General features: G+C 40.9%; 16 protein-coding genes and 1 tRNA gene. 6 read left to right on the top strand and 11 right to left on the bottom strand.

The genetic code is table 11. The features are described from left to right. Positions 1–382 precede the first annotated feature (382 nt). On the top strand, positions 383–802 hold the full coding sequence (locus NTV63_04175) for a hypothetical protein (GenBank protein MCX6710116.1): 420 nt from the start codon (positions 383–385) through the stop codon (positions 800–802). A gap of 19 nt (positions 803–821) precedes the next feature. Here the strand turns inward: NTV63_04175 and NTV63_04170 are convergent, their stop codons facing one another. Continuing rightward, entirely contained in the window at positions 822–1,118 is a 297-nt protein-coding gene (locus NTV63_04170) for a hypothetical protein (GenBank protein MCX6710115.1), read from the bottom strand. Positions 1,119–1,200: 82 nt separating this feature from the next. Between NTV63_04170 and NTV63_04165 the strand changes: the two genes are divergently transcribed. Further along, entirely contained in the window at positions 1,201–1,554 is a 354-nt protein-coding gene (locus NTV63_04165; protein ID MCX6710114.1) for a DUF192 domain-containing protein, read from the top strand. 109 nt (positions 1,555–1,663) lie between these two features. Here the strand turns inward: NTV63_04165 and NTV63_04160 are convergent. After that, a tRNA-Trp gene (locus NTV63_04160) sits at positions 1,664–1,798 on the bottom strand. Between the two features lie 268 nt (positions 1,799–2,066). Between NTV63_04160 and NTV63_04155 the strand changes: the two genes are divergently transcribed. The 3 genes from NTV63_04155 (at position 2,067) to NTV63_04145 (ending at position 7,036) form a co-directional block, all read left to right on the top strand. Then, on the top strand, positions 2,067–2,222 hold the full coding sequence (locus tag NTV63_04155) for a hypothetical protein (GenBank protein ID MCX6710113.1): 156 nt from the start codon (positions 2,067–2,069) through the stop codon (positions 2,220–2,222). A 73-nt stretch (positions 2,223–2,295) separates the two neighbouring features. Next, positions 2,296–5,274, top strand: coding sequence for a hypothetical protein (locus NTV63_04150; GenBank protein ID MCX6710112.1), 2,979 nt, complete (start codon positions 2,296–2,298; stop codon positions 5,272–5,274). Next, positions 5,189–7,036 carry a hypothetical protein gene (locus tag NTV63_04145; protein MCX6710111.1) on the top strand — a complete coding sequence of 616 codons (1,848 nt, stop codon included), beginning with the start codon at positions 5,189–5,191 and terminating at the stop codon, positions 7,034–7,036. The genes NTV63_04150 and NTV63_04145 overlap by 86 nt, the downstream gene beginning before the upstream one ends. A gap of 16 nt (positions 7,037–7,052) precedes the next feature. Here the strand turns inward: NTV63_04145 and NTV63_04140 are convergent, their stop codons facing one another. The 5 genes from NTV63_04140 to NTV63_04120 form a co-directional block, all read right to left on the bottom strand. Next, positions 7,053–8,234, bottom strand: a complete 1,182-nt coding sequence (locus tag NTV63_04140; GenBank protein ID MCX6710110.1) for a hypothetical protein — start codon at positions 8,232–8,234, stop codon at positions 7,053–7,055. Positions 8,235–8,361: 127 nt separating this feature from the next. Then, entirely contained in the window at positions 8,362–10,398 is a 2,037-nt protein-coding gene (locus NTV63_04135) for a hypothetical protein (protein MCX6710109.1), read from the bottom strand. Positions 10,399–11,107: 709 nt separating this feature from the next. Beyond that, positions 11,108–12,028, bottom strand: coding sequence for a hypothetical protein (locus NTV63_04130; protein MCX6710108.1), 921 nt, complete (start codon positions 12,026–12,028; stop codon positions 11,108–11,110). Between the two features lies 1 nt (position 12,029). Next, a complete protein-coding gene (locus tag NTV63_04125; GenBank protein MCX6710107.1) occupies positions 12,030–12,224 on the bottom strand; it encodes a hypothetical protein in 195 nt (64 codons plus the stop codon). A 5-nt stretch (positions 12,225–12,229) separates the two neighbouring features. Then, positions 12,230–12,373 (bottom strand): hypothetical protein, encoded by a 144-nt coding sequence (locus NTV63_04120; protein ID MCX6710106.1) that lies wholly within the window; start codon positions 12,371–12,373, stop codon positions 12,230–12,232. Positions 12,374–12,663: 290 nt separating this feature from the next. On the opposite strand from NTV63_04120, the gene NTV63_04115 reads away from it, so the two are divergent. Next, positions 12,664–13,797, top strand: coding sequence for a hypothetical protein (locus NTV63_04115; protein MCX6710105.1), 1,134 nt, complete (start codon positions 12,664–12,666; stop codon positions 13,795–13,797). An 88-nt stretch (positions 13,798–13,885) separates the two neighbouring features. Here the strand turns inward: NTV63_04115 and NTV63_04110 are convergent, their stop codons facing one another. The 4 genes from NTV63_04110 to NTV63_04095 all read right to left on the bottom strand — a co-directional run bounded on the left by NTV63_04110 (position 13,886) and on the right by NTV63_04095 (position 20,875). After that, a complete protein-coding gene (locus tag NTV63_04110; protein ID MCX6710104.1) occupies positions 13,886–15,586 on the bottom strand; it encodes a hypothetical protein in 1,701 nt (566 codons plus the stop codon). A gap of 381 nt (positions 15,587–15,967) precedes the next feature. Continuing rightward, positions 15,968–17,215, bottom strand: a complete 1,248-nt coding sequence (locus tag NTV63_04105) for a hypothetical protein (GenBank protein MCX6710103.1) — start codon at positions 17,213–17,215, stop codon at positions 15,968–15,970. Positions 17,216–17,516: 301 nt separating this feature from the next. Further along, a complete protein-coding gene (locus NTV63_04100) occupies positions 17,517–20,684 on the bottom strand; it encodes a hypothetical protein (GenBank protein MCX6710102.1) in 3,168 nt (1,055 codons plus the stop codon). Positions 20,685–20,701: 17 nt separating this feature from the next. After that, entirely contained in the window at positions 20,702–20,875 is a 174-nt protein-coding gene (locus NTV63_04095; GenBank protein ID MCX6710101.1) for a hypothetical protein, read from the bottom strand. Positions 20,876–20,883: the final 8 nt, after the last annotated feature.

Here is a 20,883-nt window from a genome sequence, read left to right as displayed (position 1 = left end):
GCAATTCACAAAAAATTGTTAAAACAATTTTTGTGCGCAAGACCCTGTCTTTGCGTTTTGTGTGCGGAGATTTCTGGCTCACACCTGTTAAAAAATCTTCATTTTAATTTCAGAAACTGCTTTTTGGGGATTTAAGCCGCTTTCCTTATCCAATTAATCAAAAGGATTGATGAATTAACAGCCAATTTCAAAAGATGCCTCAAATCGCTGTTTTTGTCTCAATCCTGTCTCAGTATTGTCTCAATTTTGTCTCAAATGTTCCACAGGAAACAGGGGGGTGTCGTCAATAGGAAATAAGGGGGTGTCTCAGTTAAGTCTCAGGACTGTATGAGACTTGTCTCATTAGAAAGATTTTTATATTAGATGTTTATGCCTTGTTTTCATGGGGGATGTCGAAGAGCTTAAATTTTCTCTGAAGAGCACCTTTGCAAAGGTGAAAGAGGATATTGACAACAGCAACAAGAAGATTGAGCTCCTTGAAAAACAGAACAAACTTCTTCTGAAGGAAATAAAAAAGCTTACATCGGCGCTTGAAAAAAAGAATGAGGAGCCGCTGAAAAAGGAGATTCTTCAGAAATTTAACAGGAACAAGAGAAACCTTGTCAAGGGCAAGATTATGGATTTAATCGGGAGCAGCAGGAACATAAGCATCCCTGAGCTCAAGGAGATTGCTGTTGACCAGATGAGATACTGCTCAAAAGCCACATTCTACAGGTATATAGACGAGCTTAAGAAAAACAGCCTTCTCGAGTCAGCCAAAATAAACAACAGGGAGATTATAGTCCTGTCCAGGCAGATTTAAAAAAAGAAATAGAAAGGGATTAAATCCCTTTTGAAGCGAAGTATTTCTCAAGGGCAGAAACAATCGTCTTCATCTTTTCAGCACGGGAATGGGTTACATCCATCTTCTTGTGCTGCCCTTCTGAAGCTGCATTCTCTGCAAGCACTTCCATGTCCTCAAAGCTCTTTCTCAGGTCGAGGTAGCCTGGCTTTTCAGAATTCCTGACGATGTAGCAGATTGCATCCCTGCACACAAGGATTATGTTGAACCTGTCCTGGGATGTTGTGCCTGAGAGGCTCTGCTTTATTTCTGTGACATATCTCTTCAGTCGCTTCATAAATTTATCACCTTTAACAAAATAATCTTATTATAAAAAAACACAACATATTTAAATACTTTGCGGTTTTATGGATACTAATATGGTAAAATGTATAAAAATAGACATAAAAGGTAAGGGAGTTATCTCGGAAAGGGCATCTTTATGCACAAGCATGTTTTCGCAGGCAAGAGGGCTTATGTTCTCGCTTAAGAGGGATCTCCTGTTTACCTTTAAAAAGGAAGACATTGTGCCGTTGCACATGCTCTTCGTTTTCTTTCCGATATGCGCGATTTTTCTTGACTCAAAATTCAGGATTGTTGAAAAAGCAGTTCTTCTCCCTTTCACGGTTTACTCTCCAAGGAAAAAGGCAAAGCACATACTTGAGATTTCCATCAATATGAATAGTGCCAAGAAAGCAAAAATCGGCGATGTTCTTAGAATAAAATCACTCTGAAAGAGATTATAATTGAAAGAATGAATTTTAATGATTATAAAACCTGGATAATCTAAAAATAGAAATAATTGTAAATAAAAGTTCATAGGAAATTCTAAGAAAAAATAAATGGGGACACGGGGATTTGAACCCCGATCTCAAGGTATCACCAAGTATTGAACTCATACCCTAAGTTCTTCATCGCTTTCGCTCAGCGCTCCAGTTTCTGGAGCCTCACGTTCTAGCCAGGTTATACTATGTCCCCTGAAAAAAACAAACAGAAAATGGATAATGCATTTTGTTTATAAAATTAACCCTTCCTCTGCCGAATTATTTTAATAACTTTAATAATTAAAGTATTTTTATAACTTTAATTATTTATGTCTATTAAGGCACTCTTATCCTTTAGTATACTAAAGAATAGAAAAGTATATAAATTACATAAATAACTATACTAAGTTGGTAATGGGTAGCATTAATTCTGAAGATGCTGCCTTTTCGCATTTTTTAAAAAAAAGCAAGAGAAGGGAAAGATGAAAAAGATAAACATGGATTTGGAAGACGAGCTGCACACAAAAGCGAAGGTTATTGCCTTCCTTAAGGGAACAACTCTTAAGAAATACCTGCAGAAGGCAGTTGAGGACTCAGTCAAAAAAGACAACGGGCTGATTTCAAAGATGAAGGTATGATGAAAAATACTTTTCTGAATGAATATTTGAATTCCGCTTCAGAATTGCAAGCGGAAAAAATAATTCGTTTAAAATGAGAAAAACAACAGCTGGACTGGGAACGGAGACATTATTTCTGGCGCGGGCACTTTTAATTACAATAATTCTTTCCCTCTCTGCAAGCGCGGGAATTGAGATAATAGTGAACTCCAATATTCTCCTGGGAGAGAATGCTGTGCTCTTCTCAATTGATGCAAACAATCCCTTCAACGGCTCAATATCAGTAATATCAAGCGGCAACATTGCTGCACCATCTGAAATCACATTTTCAGATTCTGAATTCTCCTACTCCTCAGGAATCTATTCGATTAGTAAATCCCGGATATTCACTGCAACAGCACAGGGCGACTATTTCATAACAGCAACTCTCTTCAACGGAACATCCTCTCTTGAGAGCGCATTCAAGGCAGGAAAAGTCCTTTTGAGCCTTGACATAAGCCCGCCTGAGATAGTTTCAGTTTATCCATCTAATACCTTGAACAGCACGAAAATCCAGATTGCGATAACTACAAATGAGAACTCAACATGCAGGGGCTCTTTTTCAGACATTGATAAAAGCTATGAATTGATGGAGGCAGAGCTTTTGGGAGCAGGGCAGAAGCATTACTACAACGCAACATTGTCAGAAGGAAGCATGGAGTTCTTTGTGAAATGCGCTGATTCCTACAATAACACAATGCCTCAGTCCTATTCAGTTCCTATAACTATTGACACAACGCCCCCCATAATAACTGATTTTTCGCCAAGGAGCGCAGTTGTATCATCATATGCAACATTGACGGTGATAACAAGCGAGGAATCTGAATGCAGGCAAAGCAGGGAAAATGGAACGTATCTCCTAATGTCACCAATGCATACAGATAACCGGATTACCCATTCCTACCAGATGGAAGGGCTTTCAGAAGGGAACTACAATTACTACATAAGCTGCACAGACCTTTACGGAAACAGGATGGCTGAGAATTACACGATAAGATTTGAGGTAAGCCTTCCGCCCTCTGCCAGAGTTGAAATCTCAAAATCATCTCCCCTGAAAGAGGGCGTCTATGAAGTGACTCTTACAACCTCAAAGAATGTCCAGTCAACCCCAATCCTGAATTACCAGCTGGGAAGCTCATCAGCATATCCCATACCGCTGAGCGGCTCAGGGAACATCTGGAACGGATTCATGATAATAGAGGGCGACAGGGGCAACCAGGTTGGCTCATTCAGCTTCTCTGCAACAGATTACTGGGGGATTACCGGCAGCATAATAAAAGAAGGAAAGGTATTCCTCGTGGACACAATAAAGCCGCCAACCCCTGTTATAGAGGCATTCAGCGCAAGTGACGGAAGCATAAGGCTTTCATGGAGGTATGACGGGGAGGAGGTCAAGGGATTCAGAATATACAGAAGCACCTCTTCAGGAGTTTCCCTGCTCAACTTTTACGCCAACTCATCAGGAAACAGCTATGCTGACACAAATGTGGCTTCAGGAACAACTTATTACTATGCTGTTTCAGCAGTTGACAAGGCGGATAATGAGGGTGCTCTTTCAGCTGAATCATATGCAATCTCCACAAAGAGCAGCAATAAGGGAAACTCAACTCTTTCGCCAACAATTCTGAAAAAGATTGATGATGCGATAAATCTTGCTGACTCATCAATGCAGAAGATTTTAGCGAGGGAGAAGAACCTTCTGGAAAAGGGAGACAAAGCCCTTATGGAAAAAATAGGGCTCCTTAAGGATGTTGAAGATGCCAAATCAAGGCTTGAAAGCATATATTCTGAGCTTAATCAGCTTAAGTCAAAAAGCGCAAATGAGGAGGAACTTAAGTCAAACCTTGCAAGGCAGGAGCTCTCAATAAAATCAATTGAAAAATCAGTCCCGATTGACATAAGGACAGAGAATATGAATGAGTTCGGGGTTCAGGCAGGCTCAGAGGACATAGCAGAAGCCATTTCAAAAGCAAGGAGCGAATACGCCTCTGACCTTGAATACATGTCTGAAACATCAGAACTTCAGGGAATATTTTTCACAAGGATAAAGCCAGTCAGTTTAAGCGTAATATATGAATCCTCAACAGAGGAATACACCCTTGTTTCTGAAACCCTCTCTTTCAGCAGAGCAGTAAACAACAGCGAAATTGTGGTGATAATACCAAAATCAGTTGCAGAGGATTCCTCAATGCTGGAATTCCTCACTCCGGGATACCAGATTATAGAAAACGATCCGATAATAAGCTGGAAATACAGTTCAATATCCGAGGGAGAAAAACTGGAAATAGCATTTTATATCAAGGAAAAGACAGGAGAATCAGAGCTTTCGGGGATAAAGACAATCCTCCTGACAGAAGGAAAGGATAAAAAAACAAGCCCGCTCACTGGAAATTCGGTTTTCAACAGCATAAAGGGAAATGCAAAATACGCGGGAATAATAATTGGCGTGATAATTGTTGGGCTTCTCCTTGCCTATTACTTCAGGATTGGAAGGAACAGGGAAGATGACATAGATGACATAATAGAAAGTACACTCCCAAAAAGCTCAGAGCTTGAAAAGGGCTTAAATGAAGAAAGCCGCCCTTATTCCTATGCTTCAGATTATAGTTTTTCAGGGAAAAATCTGATAGGACAGGCAGACGAGCGTGCATTGATAATAAGCTCGCTTCCCCTTGACGGACTTAATGAAGATTCTAAGAAAATAGTAAGGGACAAGAGTGAGCTCCTGAAAAAAAACAGCGCAAGGGCATTGCCAAGAGAACCTAAAGAAAAAATTTCAGATGATGAGCCCCTGAATGAAAAGGATTTCCTTAGGCTTTACAATGGAATGGTTCTGAAAAATGTAAGTGAACTTGAGAATGCCCTTGAAAGCATGGATTCTGAGACCTTTAATTATCACGTGAATTTTGAGAAAAATGACTTTTCAATCTGGCTGAAAAAAAGCCTCAATGACAGAAGGCTTGCAGCAGAAATGGAAAGAGTCAGGAGCAGGGAAGAAGCCCTTTCTGTTCTCAGGAATAGAGGCGAGTGTTAAGATGGCTGGCTTTGGACGCTTGGGCGCCCTTAACAAGAGCGCGCTTTCATTTGCCCTGCTGATTGGCTTTCTTTCTGCAGTATTCCTGTTTGCAGTATTCTTCAATTCCGAAAGCAGATTTAAAATAACGGGATTTGCATCATCCGGAGTGAATGTTATAGATGTCCCGCCTTTAAAGCCGAATATTTATCTTCCTGAAAACGACTCCCTAACATACAATGAGAGCATAAATTTCTTCTGGAACAACACAATTGACCCAAACGGGGATTCTGTTACATATGAATTCATTCTTGCAAACAATCTTAATTTCTCGCCTGAAGGGACTCTTGTGAACCAGACGGGAATATCTGAAACCCCTGAAAAGACAAACACGAACCCGATAGTGTCATACTCTTTTATCAATTATTACTGGAGAGTCCGGGCTTTTGACAGCGCCAATTACAGCAACTGGAGCGATGCCGGGCAGTTTCGGTACTGCTTCGGGAACAGCCCTCCTAGCCCTCCGCTGATAAACCCAATCAGTTCATTCACGATAAACAAGGGTGATTATTTCATCTATAAGGTGATAGCAAGCGACCCTGACGGGGATTCCCTTTCATTCACTGACAACAGCGCACTTTTCACAATAGACAATTCAAGCGGGCTTATCAGCTTTCAGGCAAATGATACTGGAACATTCATAATTACAATAGTAATAAGCGATGCCTGCTCAGCAATCCATGAGATATTCACTCTTAATGTGATTCCTCTGGAAGTGATTGAAACAGGAGATGAGGGAGGAGGAACGGGAGGAGTTGCAGGAACAACAAACGAATCTCAGGGCAGCATGGGGAATGAGACAGGGGGGGAGGGAGATGCAGCAAAGGGAAGCGTCTTCATCTCGAAATACATAAGAGAAAATAAAAATGAAAGCGGGATTACAAATAAGCCAGTTGAGGAGCTTACCCCTAAAGAAGCGGCAAGGTTTACCCGGGCAGAGATAATTTACATCGGAAACTTCAAGCTCCAAAACATCTTCAATGTCACAACGTATGAAGGCCCAATATGGTTCTTCATCTACAATGACAAGAATTATTTCCTCACCTTAACAAACATGTCAGGAGATTCAATATTCATAGGATTCTTCAGCGGTCCCGGATTCCTTTTCAGAAAGCCCGCTGAAACGCTTGTGGATTTGGACAAGGATGAACAGCAGGACATAAGGATTTCATATGAAAGAAGACTCGGCGGGAAGTATGAGATAATTCTTGAGTCAGTTAAAACGCCGAGAACAGAGCTTCCGAAATTTATACCCCCTACATCTGTAATTTCGCTTATTGCAATAAATTTAATCATTCTTATTCTGCTCCTATTATTCATATGGATTAAAGCATGGCTTGCAGAAAAGAGAAGGAGCAGGGACCCCCTTGAAATCTCAAAGCGCATTTTCCCCTGCAAGGACTCAAAGTTCAGGATTCAGATAAGCGTGCTTAATTTAGGAAGTGCAATGCTTGAAAACCTTGCCCTTTCTGAGGTAATTCCTGAAAACTCGGAGATTGTCGGAGAGGTAAGCATTTCAAAGAAAGCATCTGGAGACATAAAAAATGAGATTAGCGGGAACATGCTTATGATAAGCGCCACTGAATTGTCAAAAGGGGAGAGTTTCATTGCAGAATACACAATAAAACGCTCAACCAAGCCCGAGCTTACAACTGTAAAGGTGAATTATCAGATAAAAATAATGGACGCCTATTATATTGACTTCTCAAAAAAGTATCCTTAAATGCCTGTAAAATTCTTTAGAACCTTCTCACCCTTTTCTTCCTCCTCTTCTTGAAAATGATGAAAAGCAGGAAAAGGCTTATTGCAATTATCGCAATGTATGCAATTGTTATCCCGCTTATGCCTTTTTTCCCTTCAATCACATTAAGAATTGAGGAAAGCTCGTATGTGACCTTCCTGTCATAGTAAACCTTGCCTGATATCACATACCTTCCCATGGCTTCGGGCTTGAAAAAAGTGTTTAAGTCAACTGTTTCTCCAACGGGAATGTTTAACTGCTCTGACTCAAGAACTTTTATAATCTGCCCGTCAATTGATACAATCCCCTTAAACCTGGCTGAAACATCCTTTTTCCCGTCATTCTTGAATATCGCGCTGATTTTTGCAGTAGCGCCTAAATTCAGCCATGGCAAATTTTTTATCTGGATAAGCTTTCCGCTTGTGGTAAGCGAGCCTTTCTTCAAGATGTCAAATGTCAAGAGTTCGGAATTCCTGCATTCCGGAACAGACATTTGAGCCCAGTACTGCCCGACAGGAAGCTCCTGCAGGGGCATTGAAAATTCAAACTGCTGCTCAACGCTTGGAAGAATCTCATCTGCATTGAATTCAAGGAATTCCAATGCATTCTCTTTTTCCTGGTCCCAGATGTCTGCCCTTATAACCGGGCTCATCCTGACATTGCCCGAATTTATTATTGAAACTGCTAATTTGGGCTGGCTTCCCTCTTCAGCATCAGAGATTAAAAATGAGTTTGCAGTGCAGTCAATTGTTTCAATGTCAGTTATAACAACATCAACAGGGATATTCACGCTCATTATGACTAAATTTCCAATGCCTGTTGAGAGAGCCTGCGTTTCAAGGGGCTTCCTTGTTACAACAATATACCCGCTGTAGTTGCCGTTTGGGACGTCAATAGGCGGCTTTACAAAAACCTTAATCGGCTTTGAATTCCCTGCTGAAACATTAATTGTGTAATTTGAAAAGCTGAGCCATGATGATATATTGCCCTCTGCATGAATATCCACTTTCATTGCATCTGACATTGTGCTTATGAGAATGCTTCTCTGGGAAAATCCGCCCCTGAGAAGGTTTGGAAACCTCAATGTTGCGGGGCTCACTCCCAAACTTGCAAATGTGTTATATGAAAAAAGGATAAGCGCAAGCGCTAAAAAAATCATTGCCGCATTTTTTTTATTCATTGTCTCACTCTTTTCCTCAGCAGTTATTTATACGAGAAGACTTTAATATTTGTATGGAATTTGTTAAAGTCTTCTGGATATAGGCAAGGTAAATAATAACGAACATTAATGTCCTTGCCTATAAATCTTAGCCCTGCTGAGCTGAAAGGCTTATTACTCCTGTGCATTTTCCTTTTACTCCCGAAGGAACCTGAATTCTCCAGTATGTTGTCCTGTCGGAATCAGCTGTGATTCTCTTATTAAGGTCAAAGTTCGAGGAAAGGAAGGGTGAATTTGAAAGCGCTTTCATCTGGGAATATGCCTGGTCTGTCCCGGTTATGTTGTAATGCTGATATGATGCGCCTATTGCACCTATTGCGCAGCTCATGTTTGTTCCGTTTAATGAAAGGTCAATTTTTGTGTTTCCAAGGTTCGTTATGTAAAAAACAACTGAAGATGCAGACTCGCCTCCTGCTGCGAGATTTCCATAATTAATTTCAAGCGAGGATACATTGAGGGCAATGAGATTGTTTACGTTTGAAGTTGCTATAGATGATGAAGCTTCTGATTTTGTATCATTAACAGTTGCATTGCATGTCCAGGTCCCATTCTGGGCATAGTAGAAAAGCGAAAATGAGCAGTTGAAGTCCTTTTTTGTTGTGTCATATCCTGCAGATAGTGAGCAGGAATTGTTTTGGTAAAGGGTGTTGTTGTTTTCTGGGTCTGTGGGCAATGTTCCGTTTCCGCTCGCATAAAATACTGCTGTTACATTGTCAATGTCAGAGAAGCCATCTGGGTCATCAGCAGTCCCGTTGCAGAGCACCTGCCTTAAATCTCCTGCAATAAGGTCTATCTCGCCTGCAGGGGAAAATGTTTCGTCATCCACAAATATTGAAGTGATATTGGGCAGCGAATTTATGTCAACAATCGTTATTTCTGTTGAATTGAGCGCTGAGGAATTAACGATTCCGTCATAAGCAGTGCACTCAAGAGTCCAATTCTGCCCGATTGAAAGTTTATCTGAGGTTATGTTTGCAATATTTACTAATATTTCTGGAGGGTAATATGCGGTCTGCCCTGTGCTGTTAAGGATTCCATTCAAATACCATTTGTAATAGTAACTGACATTCTGCATGTCCGGCTGGGTCGCATTGCACCAGCCGAGAAGGGTTGCGTTGTAGTAAAAATTATTTTCTGAACTTGTGATGTTTGAAAAATTTATCGCTAGGGGAATTTCTGGTTCAGCATATCCAATAATATAATAATCCTGGGTATTTGCTTCTATCTTCTGCTGAAAGCACTGTGTCCCATTAAGTCCGCTAAATTCCCAATGAGCCATATAATTTCTTATATCTGAAGACGAATACCAGTTATTAGTGCTTCCCACAGTTCTTGACTGCCCTGCCTTAACAGAGTTTGCCGTATTCTTTCTTACCAGGATTGCCCCATCTGCAATAGTGCTTGTATAACCTCCAACATCAGTATTTACCCAACTGCCTGCAGTGCCTGTTGAAACATCATAAGGGTCTGTAAACATTGTTACAGGAGCTGTCCCATTTATATATCCTATAAGAAAAAAGCGTCCATTTGCTGAATTGCGATAACCTTCAACAACCTGATTGTTGTTTTTTATTATTATTGTGTACCAGCCCTGTGCAATAACCTGAGAATCATTCCAGTTTGTAGTGCTCCCATCAGCTCTTGCAACAATTACGTTTGCAGCTGTTGAAGAATAAACCCTAAGTATTATTCCCTTTGCATCTGCCGGAACATAACTGCTCACATTCATATCCTGCCAGGTTCCTGTTCCTGAATAAAGACTTGTAATGTTAACCATATTTGTAAACAGGCCAAATTCTTCATCAGTGTATCCCAAGAGGTATATATTACAAGCGCTATTTTCTCTGGCTGCTTCAAAAATTCTGCTGCTATTTATTGAAGTTACAGTGTATATTTGCGATGTTATCCTTACATCAGTGGTGCTTGCAGTGTAAAAATTATCCGTGCTGTCAGGATGCCTTGCAACAATCATGTAGTTTGCAGCCCCATTATTAACAAAAGCGAGAAGAACTCCTGTTGCCCCGCTTGGAACATAAGAAGAAACATCAACAGCGGTCCAGCTTCCAACTGTGGAGGGAGTAACATTTATTGCATCAGTAAAGAATTCAAAACCGGAACTTCCCACAGTCCCAACAACACTTTTTGCTTGAAACAGGGTGAGAAGAACAAATATTTCAATTAGAACTAATCCAAAAAAGAAATTCGTTTTGATTTTCAGTTAAACCACCTTTGACACTATACTGTTCAAGGCTGCTCAAAGCATCATTCTTCTTATTTTATATCTTATTTTATCACATTATCTTATCAATTTGTTTTGTTCTATCACTTCTTTATGCTTTTACAATTTATAAAAAAGCAGCGAGTATAAAAAATTATGCTTTAATAAATAAATAATTTAAAAAGGAAAATAAAAAAAAGAAGATAGTTAAAGAAAACAAACAAAATAACAGAAAAAAACAATTGCAAACAGAATATGAAATGCTAATAAAATATGAGATGAGAGAGCACAAGACAAGAAGATAATCATAAAAATCCGCTGAGAGCATCCTACTCCGCACTAAAGCACAAAGAAATCTCTGAGATTTCTTGTGCGCAGAAAACTTGAAGAGTTTTCTTGCGCCCAGAGAAACAAAGAAATTCCAAAGGAATTTCTTGTTCAAGAAATGTCATAGCATTTCTTTGTGCCAAAAACGGCGCTGTATCTCCAAACTAAAGTATTGAGTTTTAGCGCCGTTTTTCAGCATAAAAAAAATTGATGCTGCAAAAAATGAGATAGAAGGACAGGGTTAAAGAAAGGCAATTAATTAAAAAAAAGAATTGGAAATAAAAAAAATTTATCCTGCAATCGCCGCAAATGTCACATTGCCGTCGCACCTGCCTTTTACACCGAGAGGAACCTGAATTCTCCAGTATGTAACCCTCTTGCTGTCCTGCCCCAGTGCATCTGTTCTCTTCACCAGATCAAATGTGGTGGTTGTTGCTGCTGTTCCAGTGAGGTTTTTCAGTGTGGCATATGCCTCATCTGTTCCGGTAACATTGTATCTCTGCCTTTCCACATTTATGCTTCCTACGCTGCTGCACGCCATATTAGTGCCGTTCAATTTGAGGTCAATCTGGGTGTTGCCATGGTTTGTGATGTTCTCTGTCGCGCCTGATGCTGAAGTTTCATCTGGCGCAAGGTTCCCATAGTTAATTATGTTGTTTGATATATTCAGCGCGAGGAGCAAATTGACAGCTGTTCCATCAACTCCTGAGCTAGATGCGCTGTCTAAATCAAGTGCGGTTATATTGCATATCCAGCTTTGGTTGTTTGAGTAGTAGAGCAGGCTAAATGCGCACACTGCATTCCTCGTTATCCCTGAACCAACGTCAAGCGAGCAGCTTCCATTAGTGTAATGTGTTTCGTTGTTGTCAGCGCTTGTTGCAGTTGCACTAACATTATCATAAAGCTTGGCTGATGCTGAGGCTATGTCTGCATATCCGTTTGTGTCATTTATTGTGCCGTTGCAGTATACTGTAGTTGTCCCTCCTGCAGTGAGGTCTATCTGGTTGGGCGGTGATGGGGTATTGTCATCAACTGTCACTAAAGTGACATTTGAAGCCACATTTGTCACATTGACAGTTGCGTTTACATCCCAATACGTGGCGGCAATAGCCCCTCCTGAAAAGAGCAGGAAGGACGCCAGCCAGAAATATAATATGAAAGCCACAGGGATTAATACTGCTAATGCCTTCATTGCTTGCTTGGTTTTCAAATTAATCACCCCTCGCTTGCTTGTGTTCAATTGAAATTATCCTGTCCTTTCTTATGAGGACTTCCTTGTAATCGCCCTTTACCCTCACAAAGTCGCCTTCCTCTGAATAAATCCCCTGGATAACCCTCACTGACTGGGGGGTTTCCTGCCAGACAATCTTTTTGTAGGGCATTTGTTGAATTTTTAGCGCATTCATGACCATCACTCCCTGCCTTTTATTTTTATTTGGGAATTTTTAAAAATTAAAAAAAAGGAAAGGATTCCCCTTTTATTGCGTCTCGAAATAAGAACGGAAAAGATGGGTAATGCCATTAAAGCAGATGCCAGAAAACTTATTTTCTTCATGCCAACACCTCTTCTTACTTGCTTGTTTTGAGTTTGTATTTTTGCTTGAATTGTTTTTACGCAATCTGTATATTGGTTGATGTAGTATCAACAAATTATACTTCAATATATAAAAAGATATACTCATATATAAATCTTTCCCTTGTTTTGGGGGTTTACCTGTGAAAACTTTTATTTTATTGGCGGTGTCAGGGGATTTCTTTTGCCTTTTCCTGCCAGCTGCTTTCTTTCGCTTTCCTTGTATTTTCCATAAAAACATATAAATATCAATCAGGATAAGAATGGATTAAATGCCAAAACACACTTTTGAAGCAATAGCAACGCTTGTCGGCTGCACAATAGGCGCAGGCATTCTCGGAATACCCTATGTTGTCTCAAGGGCAGGGTTCCTGACTGGACTCTTTGTGATAATTATCATCGGGATTGTTATGCTCACTCTTAACCTCTGTGCTGGTGAGATTGTCCTAAGGACAAACGGCGACCACCAGCTTGCAGGGTATGTAAACAAGTACCTTGGAAAAGGCGCAAAGAAGATTATGGGAATCTCAATGGTGCTAAGCATATACGGGGCAATGCTTGCATACCTGATAAAAGAGGGGGAATTCCTTACATTTCTATTCGGAGGAGTCCCTTTTGTAAACAGCCTTCTTTTTTTCGGGGTAATCTCTTTTTTGATTTATTCAGGATTGAAGATGATTGAGCGCTCAGAGAAGATAATCGTGACAATTGTTATAGCAATGATTGCGGTAATATTCTTCCTCGCAGTCCCGAAAATAAGCGCAAATAACCTCAGCGGATTTGATGCAAAAAGGCTTCTTGTGCCCTACGGAGTTGTTCTCTTTGCTTTCATGGGGACAACCTGCATCCCTGAACTCAGGGAGGAGCTCAGGGCAAACAGGAAAGAATTCAGGAAGGCAGTGGTAATAGGAACTCTTATTCCCCTTGCAGTATATTCTGTGTTTGCATTAAGCGTTGTTGGGGCAGCAGGCATATGGACAAGCGAGGGCGCAGTTGAGTCAATAATGGAATATGTTGGAAAATCGGCGGGAGTATTTGCGGCAAGCTTTGCTGTGCTTTCAATGACAACAGCATCCCTTGCATTAGGGCTTGCGCTGAAAAACATGTACATATATGATTATCACAAGAACAGGCTTTGGGCGTGGTTTTTAACATGCTTTGTTCCCCTGGGGCTTTTCCTATTTGTTAAGAACTTCATAAAAGTGCTTTCAGTAACAGGCGCATTTACAGGAGGAATCACTGGAATTCTCCTGATACTTTCCTATGTAAAGGCAAAAACCCACGGAGACCACGAGCCGGAATATTCAGTCAATCTCCCTAACTGGGGCTGCGCAATCCTTATCCTGATATTTGCAATAGGGATAATCTATGAAACCCTCAGCGAACTTGGGATAATAAGAATTTAAGAAACATTTCAAAATTAAAATTTAAAATATTAAATGTTATTTCTCAAAGGATTATTTAAAAAATATTAAAAAGCAAAAAAATTATAGTTTACTTTTTCTTTGCCCTGTTCTCTGAAACATTCATGAATATTATGAAAACTATTGTCAGGGCGACTCCAAGAACTATGTAATTAAGGTAGAGCTTTACATACTCCCATGCAGACGTTATGAAATCCTTTGCCTTTGAATTAGTTTTTGGCAGTTGCGTCTTGTTTGCTGCAGGGCTTTCCTTCTGAACCGGGCTTGGAATTGGACTCTCCTTTGCTGCTGTTCCATTCTGTTTTGGAGCAGTTGAAGCGTTTGGAGTTGCACTTTCAGTTGCATTTCCTGCGCCAGTGTTGTTTATTGTGAGCATTGGCTTTATTCCGCCGCTTTTATTGGATGATTCAACTGGCTTTGGCGCAGTTGCATTTTCAGCAGGAACAATTATACCACCAGAGGCATTTTTCCCTGAAAGGTTCTGGCTAATTGCCTCTTTCTCAGGGCTTTTGACTGCCTTTGCAAAAACATTTGCAAAGAAAAGCTTGAGGCTCTTGAAAATTTCTGCAAAGAAATTCTTTACAGATTCTGCTGCATCGGAGATTCCTGCCTTGACATTGGAAAATCCCACAAAGTAGAGAATGGCAAAAACAATCAGCGCTATCCAAAGGAATACCACAATCCATTTCAGCCAGTCAATCCTCATTTTTTCAGCTGGCTTTTCCTTTATTGGCTTTTCTGATACCTTTGGCTTAGCAGCCTTTGGCTTAAGCGTCTTTTCTGCCTTGGCGACTGATTTCGCCTTTAGGACGTTCTTTTCTTTCTTTCCCACAATCGGCTTGTAATAAGGCTCCTGCGCTTTTTCCTCTGCCTTTTTCATTTTCCTTTCTGCAAGCTTATTCCTTAAGAAGGGAATGAATTTCCTGATTAAAAGGACAAGCAGGATTATAACAGCTATCAGTATGAGAAGCGCAATAATTATTATTTTAAGTAATTTTGCGATTCCCTTAAGCATCTCTCCTATTCTTGTAATAATGCTTTTCTGGACTCCGCATTTATTGAGAGTTATCTTTAATGGGATTTCAGAAGAAAGCCCTGAATTTTCAGATTTTGCAATGAAAGTTGACTCATATTTCCCTGCCTTTCCTATGGTGAAATTAAGGGCTATCTTTGCAGTTTCATTTGGCATGAGCCATGCCTCTTTCCTGTCAAGGGATGACTTGCCGAAAAGCCCTCTTGTCCCAAAGGTGTAATGCTCCTTGAATGTTCCTGTGTTTCTTAATGTGAATTCAAAGACTGCACTCTCATTTGAGCAGGACTCAATTGAGCTTTCAGCAACAGAGAGCTCCAGGTTGGATGGCTTTGTGACAATTATCTCCTGGCTCAATTCCTTGGTGCCGAAGTTAGTATCAATAATTACTTTAAGAGAGTATTTTCCTGCATTCTCGCAGCCCGGGCTTATGAAGGAGTATACCTCCTTTGATTCTCCTGGAAGGAGGAAGAAGTCTCCTGGCGTAAGCACTGAAAATCCCGATGCTGAACCAGACAGCCCAAGCTTGAATGTAACTATCTCATTTCCGTTGTTTCGGAATTTTATTGTGTCTGTGAAAACACTGCAGGAATTTATCCTTATCTCTGCGTTGCTTGAATATGCTGAGAAATCAGACAGGGCTGCAGATGCGATTGATGAAAAGAATATAAGAATCATGACGATAAGCGGAATCAAAATAAGACTTTTCTTGCTGGATTTTTCACTTGAAATTTTGCCCATAAAAGCACCCCCATCTCAAAATATGCAAAAGTTATCTTAAACTATTTCAACTTTTTCCGTCTGGTGAAAAAGCGCACATTTAAATTATTTACTACTGGAGAGAGAAGTCAGAATATATAAATCTTTTGGTTTTAAGGCGTGCTGAAAAATGGCTTTTCAGGGCGCAATAAAAAAGGAGAATAAATGAAGGCAATAGATGTCCGGAATATTTTTGGGCTTTTGTTATCCATTATGTAAAAGCCCTGCAAGCCAAAAATAAGCGGGATTTATTATATACTAAACTAAATCAGTTCATAACAATACGCAAAGAAAACAGGCATTTAATTAGAAAAATTTAATGAGAAAAAATAAAAAAAATAATAATTAAAAAATATAAATAATTTAATAGTAGGTCTGGTTCTCTTCTTCCTTGTGCTCTTTGCCGCCAAGCCTGTTTAAGGCAAGTATGATGCCCAATATTACAAGCAAAACAACCAAGACGATCCCAGCAATTTCAAGCCCTCTCTTGACATTTGTCCAAGAGTTGGCTGGCTTTCCTGAGACCACTACACTGACCGGAATCTGCTTCTCCTCGCCTGCTGATCCAACCTTTATGCTAAACACGTGTTCGCCTTCAGCTGCGTTCTCTCTAGGGGATAGGTAGACATAAGCTGATTTCAGCTCGCCTGGCTGAACGATGAACACAGCGCTAGGTGATATCTGGACTGATGCCCAGTCATCTACTCCTGCAACTGACACTATATATGTCTGTGCTGAGTTTCCTGCGTTCTTTATTGTGATTGGATAGACTGCTCCTGCTCCTCCTCTCTTGACAGACTGGCTTACTGCGCCTATCATTATTTCTGTCTTCTCTTCAACAGTTGTAGCCTTTGCCTTGCAGACATCCTCTTCAACTATGTCAATTTCAGTTGTGTATGTTGATTCTTCATAAGATTCATCATACTCAATTGATGCCTTTACTGCATAACTTCCTGATGCAACGCATGTTGGTATCTTGAGGTATATCTCTTCTGAGGATGTTGACTCTCCTGCCTTGAGCTCGTCAATGTATTCAGAGCCTGAGATTCCAAGGTCTGGTATTGAAACCTTGATCTTTATTCCGTCTTCGTCCTTTGCGCCCATGTTCTTCACTCTTACAATTGCGAGCAAAGCTCTTCCGGACTTTACTGTTCCTTCTGGGCTCAAAACGACGTCTTTTATGACAACATCATGTCTTGATTCAACAATGTGAAGCCTGTATCTTCCTTCAAATGCGTCTTCTGTCCTTGTGCCGAACCTGATTCTCAAGTCGTAGAAGTCCTTTTCTGTCTTCTCTGGCACCTTTATCTGCATAGTCTTGTAGACAGTATCGCCTGCTTCCATGTCGAATAGGTGAGTTGAGTCTGAGATTGATTCATGGTCATTGTATTCATAACCAAGAATAACTGCATCTCCTTCTATATTCTTCTCAACATTTTCTGCCTGAAGCTTAACCTTGATGTCAAGTGTCTCTCCTCTTTCAACAACTAATGTGTCTCCAGTCTCAAAGACATCGCCGTTTATCTTCAGCTGTTCTACTGTTGGCAGTGCGCTAACAAATACTGTTGTTATAATTCCAACAACAAACAAAATTAACCAAAAATTTTTCATTTTTTCCTACCCCCATTGTTTTAATTTAACTTTATCGGTTTATTGTTTTTGACCTTTTGTCTCTTACTGTTGATAATTTCTCCGCAAATTCAAAAATCAGCGTCGAATATTTTATTTGTTGCTGTGTAGTAATCACAACCCCTATATAAAACTTTCGGTTTTTTTAGCATTATATAGTGATTACACTTGCCTACATTTCGGTAGTCATCTGATTTTTACCTGCGACGAAAAATTCATCGGTGAATTTTGCTTCCGTCGGAAATTTGCGGATTTATCCTTTTGAGCTGAAATCATAAATCAATCAGCAGCTGCTGCATGAGCAACTTCTGCAGCAGGTTTTTTTCACTATGATGCTTCTGTGCTTTACCCTTCTTATGTCGTCATTGATAGTGAATCTAACGTCATAAACTCCCTCGGGCGTGTCCTCTGGGAGAGTCAGGAGCAAAACCCTTGAGATTTCGCCGTCTGCCTCAACATCAATCGGACCTATCCTGCTTCTTAAGGAAAGGTCTGGTATGACTGCTGTTATCTTGACTTCCTGCTCATGGTATCCAAGCATGCTGAAGTCAACAAGCGCAGTCAAATCCTCTCCTGGCTGGATGCAGTCCTCATTTATTATCTGAAGCTGGTTTATTGCAATGTCCCCTCTTGGGAAAGTGCAGGAACTCCATGAGCCCCAGTAATAGTTTGATTGGCATATCCTTTTCCTTACCCCAAAGATAAGGCATTTTTCCTCTTCAATTGTTCCTGGATAGCACTCCTTTTCATCTGTGCAGTTGCTGAATGCGCCCCAGTAGCATGAATCATCGCATGTCCTGAATCTTGAGCCGCCTTTTCCGCACATTTCATAGTCAACTAATCCTGAAACGCATACTCCTGCGCCTGAGCATGAGCCCCATAAGCCCCACTGGTAATTTTCAAGGCATACCCGTTCAGATGTGCCGCAGTAGCCGCATTCCCTGCTTTCCTTTGTTCCTGGTGTGCATACGCCCTCATTTTCGCAATTGCTCCAGATTCCCCAGATGCAGCTGTCTGTGCAGCTCCTGCTCTGGATTCCCCCGTATGTGCAGCTCCTTACTTCAACCTGCCCGTTTGAGCACTCTGCTCCGCAGGAATCAACGCTGCACGAATGGCTTATTGCAGAACTTCCTGCTGTGCAGGAGTCAGTTGCCTCGTTGCATGTTGAATCAAAAGAAGCCCTATAATCCCAAGTCAAAGAATTGCCATCAGGAACATTATTACAAGAAGAAACCCCAAAAACATCATTACCCGAACAATCAACAGAACTTCCAGCAACACAGTTCCCAGCACTGCAGGACTCAACCCCATTGCAGAAAAGCCCATCATTGCAGTTCATTAGAATTGATGTGGTTATCCTGCACTCTGCATTTGCGCAGTAGCCAGTATCCTCCTTGACAATGCTTCCTTCGCAGAAGTTCCTGTCAAGCAGTGTGCAGTCCCCTACAAGAGATGGAGTGCTGCTTGAGCAGATTCCGCTTATGCACATTCCATCAATGTGCATTACAGAATCGCTGCTGCAGAAATCTGAATCAAGGTAATTGCAGTCATTGTCATTAAGGCAATGGTCGCTGCATCTTTCATCATCATAATATATTGTTGGAGCCCTGCATACGTTGTTTTCGCATGCGCAGCCAGAAAGGCATGAATTCTCTACTCCGGAATAATCGTAATAGTCCTTTCCAACGCAACCGTCCTTCCAGTCGCAGTATGTGTCTGCGCATCCATGAACCACATCGCACTCTGCTCCGCAGGAATTAACACTGCATGAATGACTTATTGAATAAATACCAGCAGTGCACGAATCACTTGCCTCATTACAAGTTGAATCAAAAGAAACCCTATAATCCCAAGTCAAAGAATTACCATCAGGAACATTATTGCAAGATGAAATTCCAAAAATATCATTTGATGAGCAATCAACAGAACTTCCAGAAACACAGTTTCCAGCACTACAGGACTCAACCCCATTGCAGAAAAGCCCATCATTACAATTCATAACAGTAGATGTAGAAACATAACAAGCCCCTGAAGCGCAATAACCATCATCATTCTTTATTGATGTTCCCTCGCAGAAATTCCTGTCAAGGGAATTGCAGTTCTGCACCAAAGCAGCTGTCCCTGAAACACAATCATAATTTATGCATTTCCCCTCAACATGAAAAACAGAATCCCCGCTGCAAAAATCAGAATCCAAATAATCACACTGAGAATCAGAAACACACTCACCACACCTGGCATCATTATATGAAATCACCGGAGCAGCACACACATTATCAGTGCAAGAACAACCACCCAAGCAACTATTAGAAACATCTGAATAATCATAATAATCCTTCCCAACACAACCATCCTTCCAATCACAATCAGTAGCACTACATCCATGGGCAGCATCACACTCTGCTCCGCAGGAATTAACACTGCACGAATGGCTTATTGAATAAATACCAGCAGTGCACGAATCACTTGCTTCGTTGCATGTTGAATCAAAAGAAGCCCGGTAATCCCAAGTCAAAGAATTGCCATCAGGAACATTATTGCAAGATGAAATTCCAAAAATATCATTTGCTGAGCAATCAACAGAACTTCCAGAAACACAGTTTCCCGCACTGCAGGACTCAACTCCATTGCAGAAAAGCCCATCATTACAATTAAGCACATTTGTCTTTGTTACCTTGCATTCGCCAAATGAGCAGTATCCGTCATCATTCTTTATTGATGTTCCCTCGCAGTAATCTCTGTCAAGGGAATTGCAGTTCTCAACAATTGATGGTGAAGAATCTGTGCACTTGTGGCTCACACACTTTCCCTCTACGCTCACAACAGAATCTCCTGAGCAGTAAGTTTTGTCCCTGCTGTCGCAGTCCGAATCAACATTGCACTCAACGCATCTTGGATCGTTTACCGTGGCAGTGTAAGCTGTGCATGAATTTTCTGTGCAGCCGCAGTCTCCTGTGCAGCTGTTTGAAACATCATGGTAATCATAATAATAATTTCCCTGGCATCCGTCAAGGTAGTCGCAGTCAGTTGAGGCGCAGGAATGGGCTGCATCACACTCTGAGCCGCAGTTCCCGAAAGAACAGGAATATGTGAATGCATCATTGGAGCATCCGCATGCTGAGTTGCAGTTTCCGTACATGTCCCTGCTTCCGTATTTATTCCCTGAGCACTGATGCATTGACTGGACGCAGTAATTATTGTTTGATGTTCCAGGCATCTCGCACTGCTCCCCTGTGTTTATTACTCCGTTTCCGCAAAGCACAATAGGCGTTGGAGTTGGCGTTGGGGTGGGTGTTGGATAGCATCCTATGCATGGCGGCTCAATTGGGTCATCCCCGCAGTCGGGGTCAACTAATGGATCGCATGCTGAAGATGCAAATCCTGCTGAAAGCAGCAAAACTGCTGCAAACATGAATATGAAGAGTAATGATTTTGAGATTTTGCTTTTCATTTTTTCGCCTCACTGCCTCACTCGTTCTTTTTTAAATAATCTGTCAGTTCTGAATATTGGATTAGTGCTTCAAACTTACCTTCATACTTGCCTTTTATCGTGCTGGCTTTTATGTATTCCTCAACGAAATTTCTTAGTATGCTTACCGAAGCCATACCAACACGCCAATCAATCTTATCATCAATACTCATTTTTTTCG

The organism is Candidatus Woesearchaeota archaeon, from assembly GCA_026394965.1.
In the GTDB taxonomy this organism is placed as follows: Archaea; Nanobdellota; Nanobdellia; order Woesearchaeales; family 0-14-0-80-44-23; genus JAPLZQ01.
The sequence above is the reverse complement of the archived record's forward strand: the minus strand, read 5'-3'. Positions and strand labels throughout refer to the sequence as shown.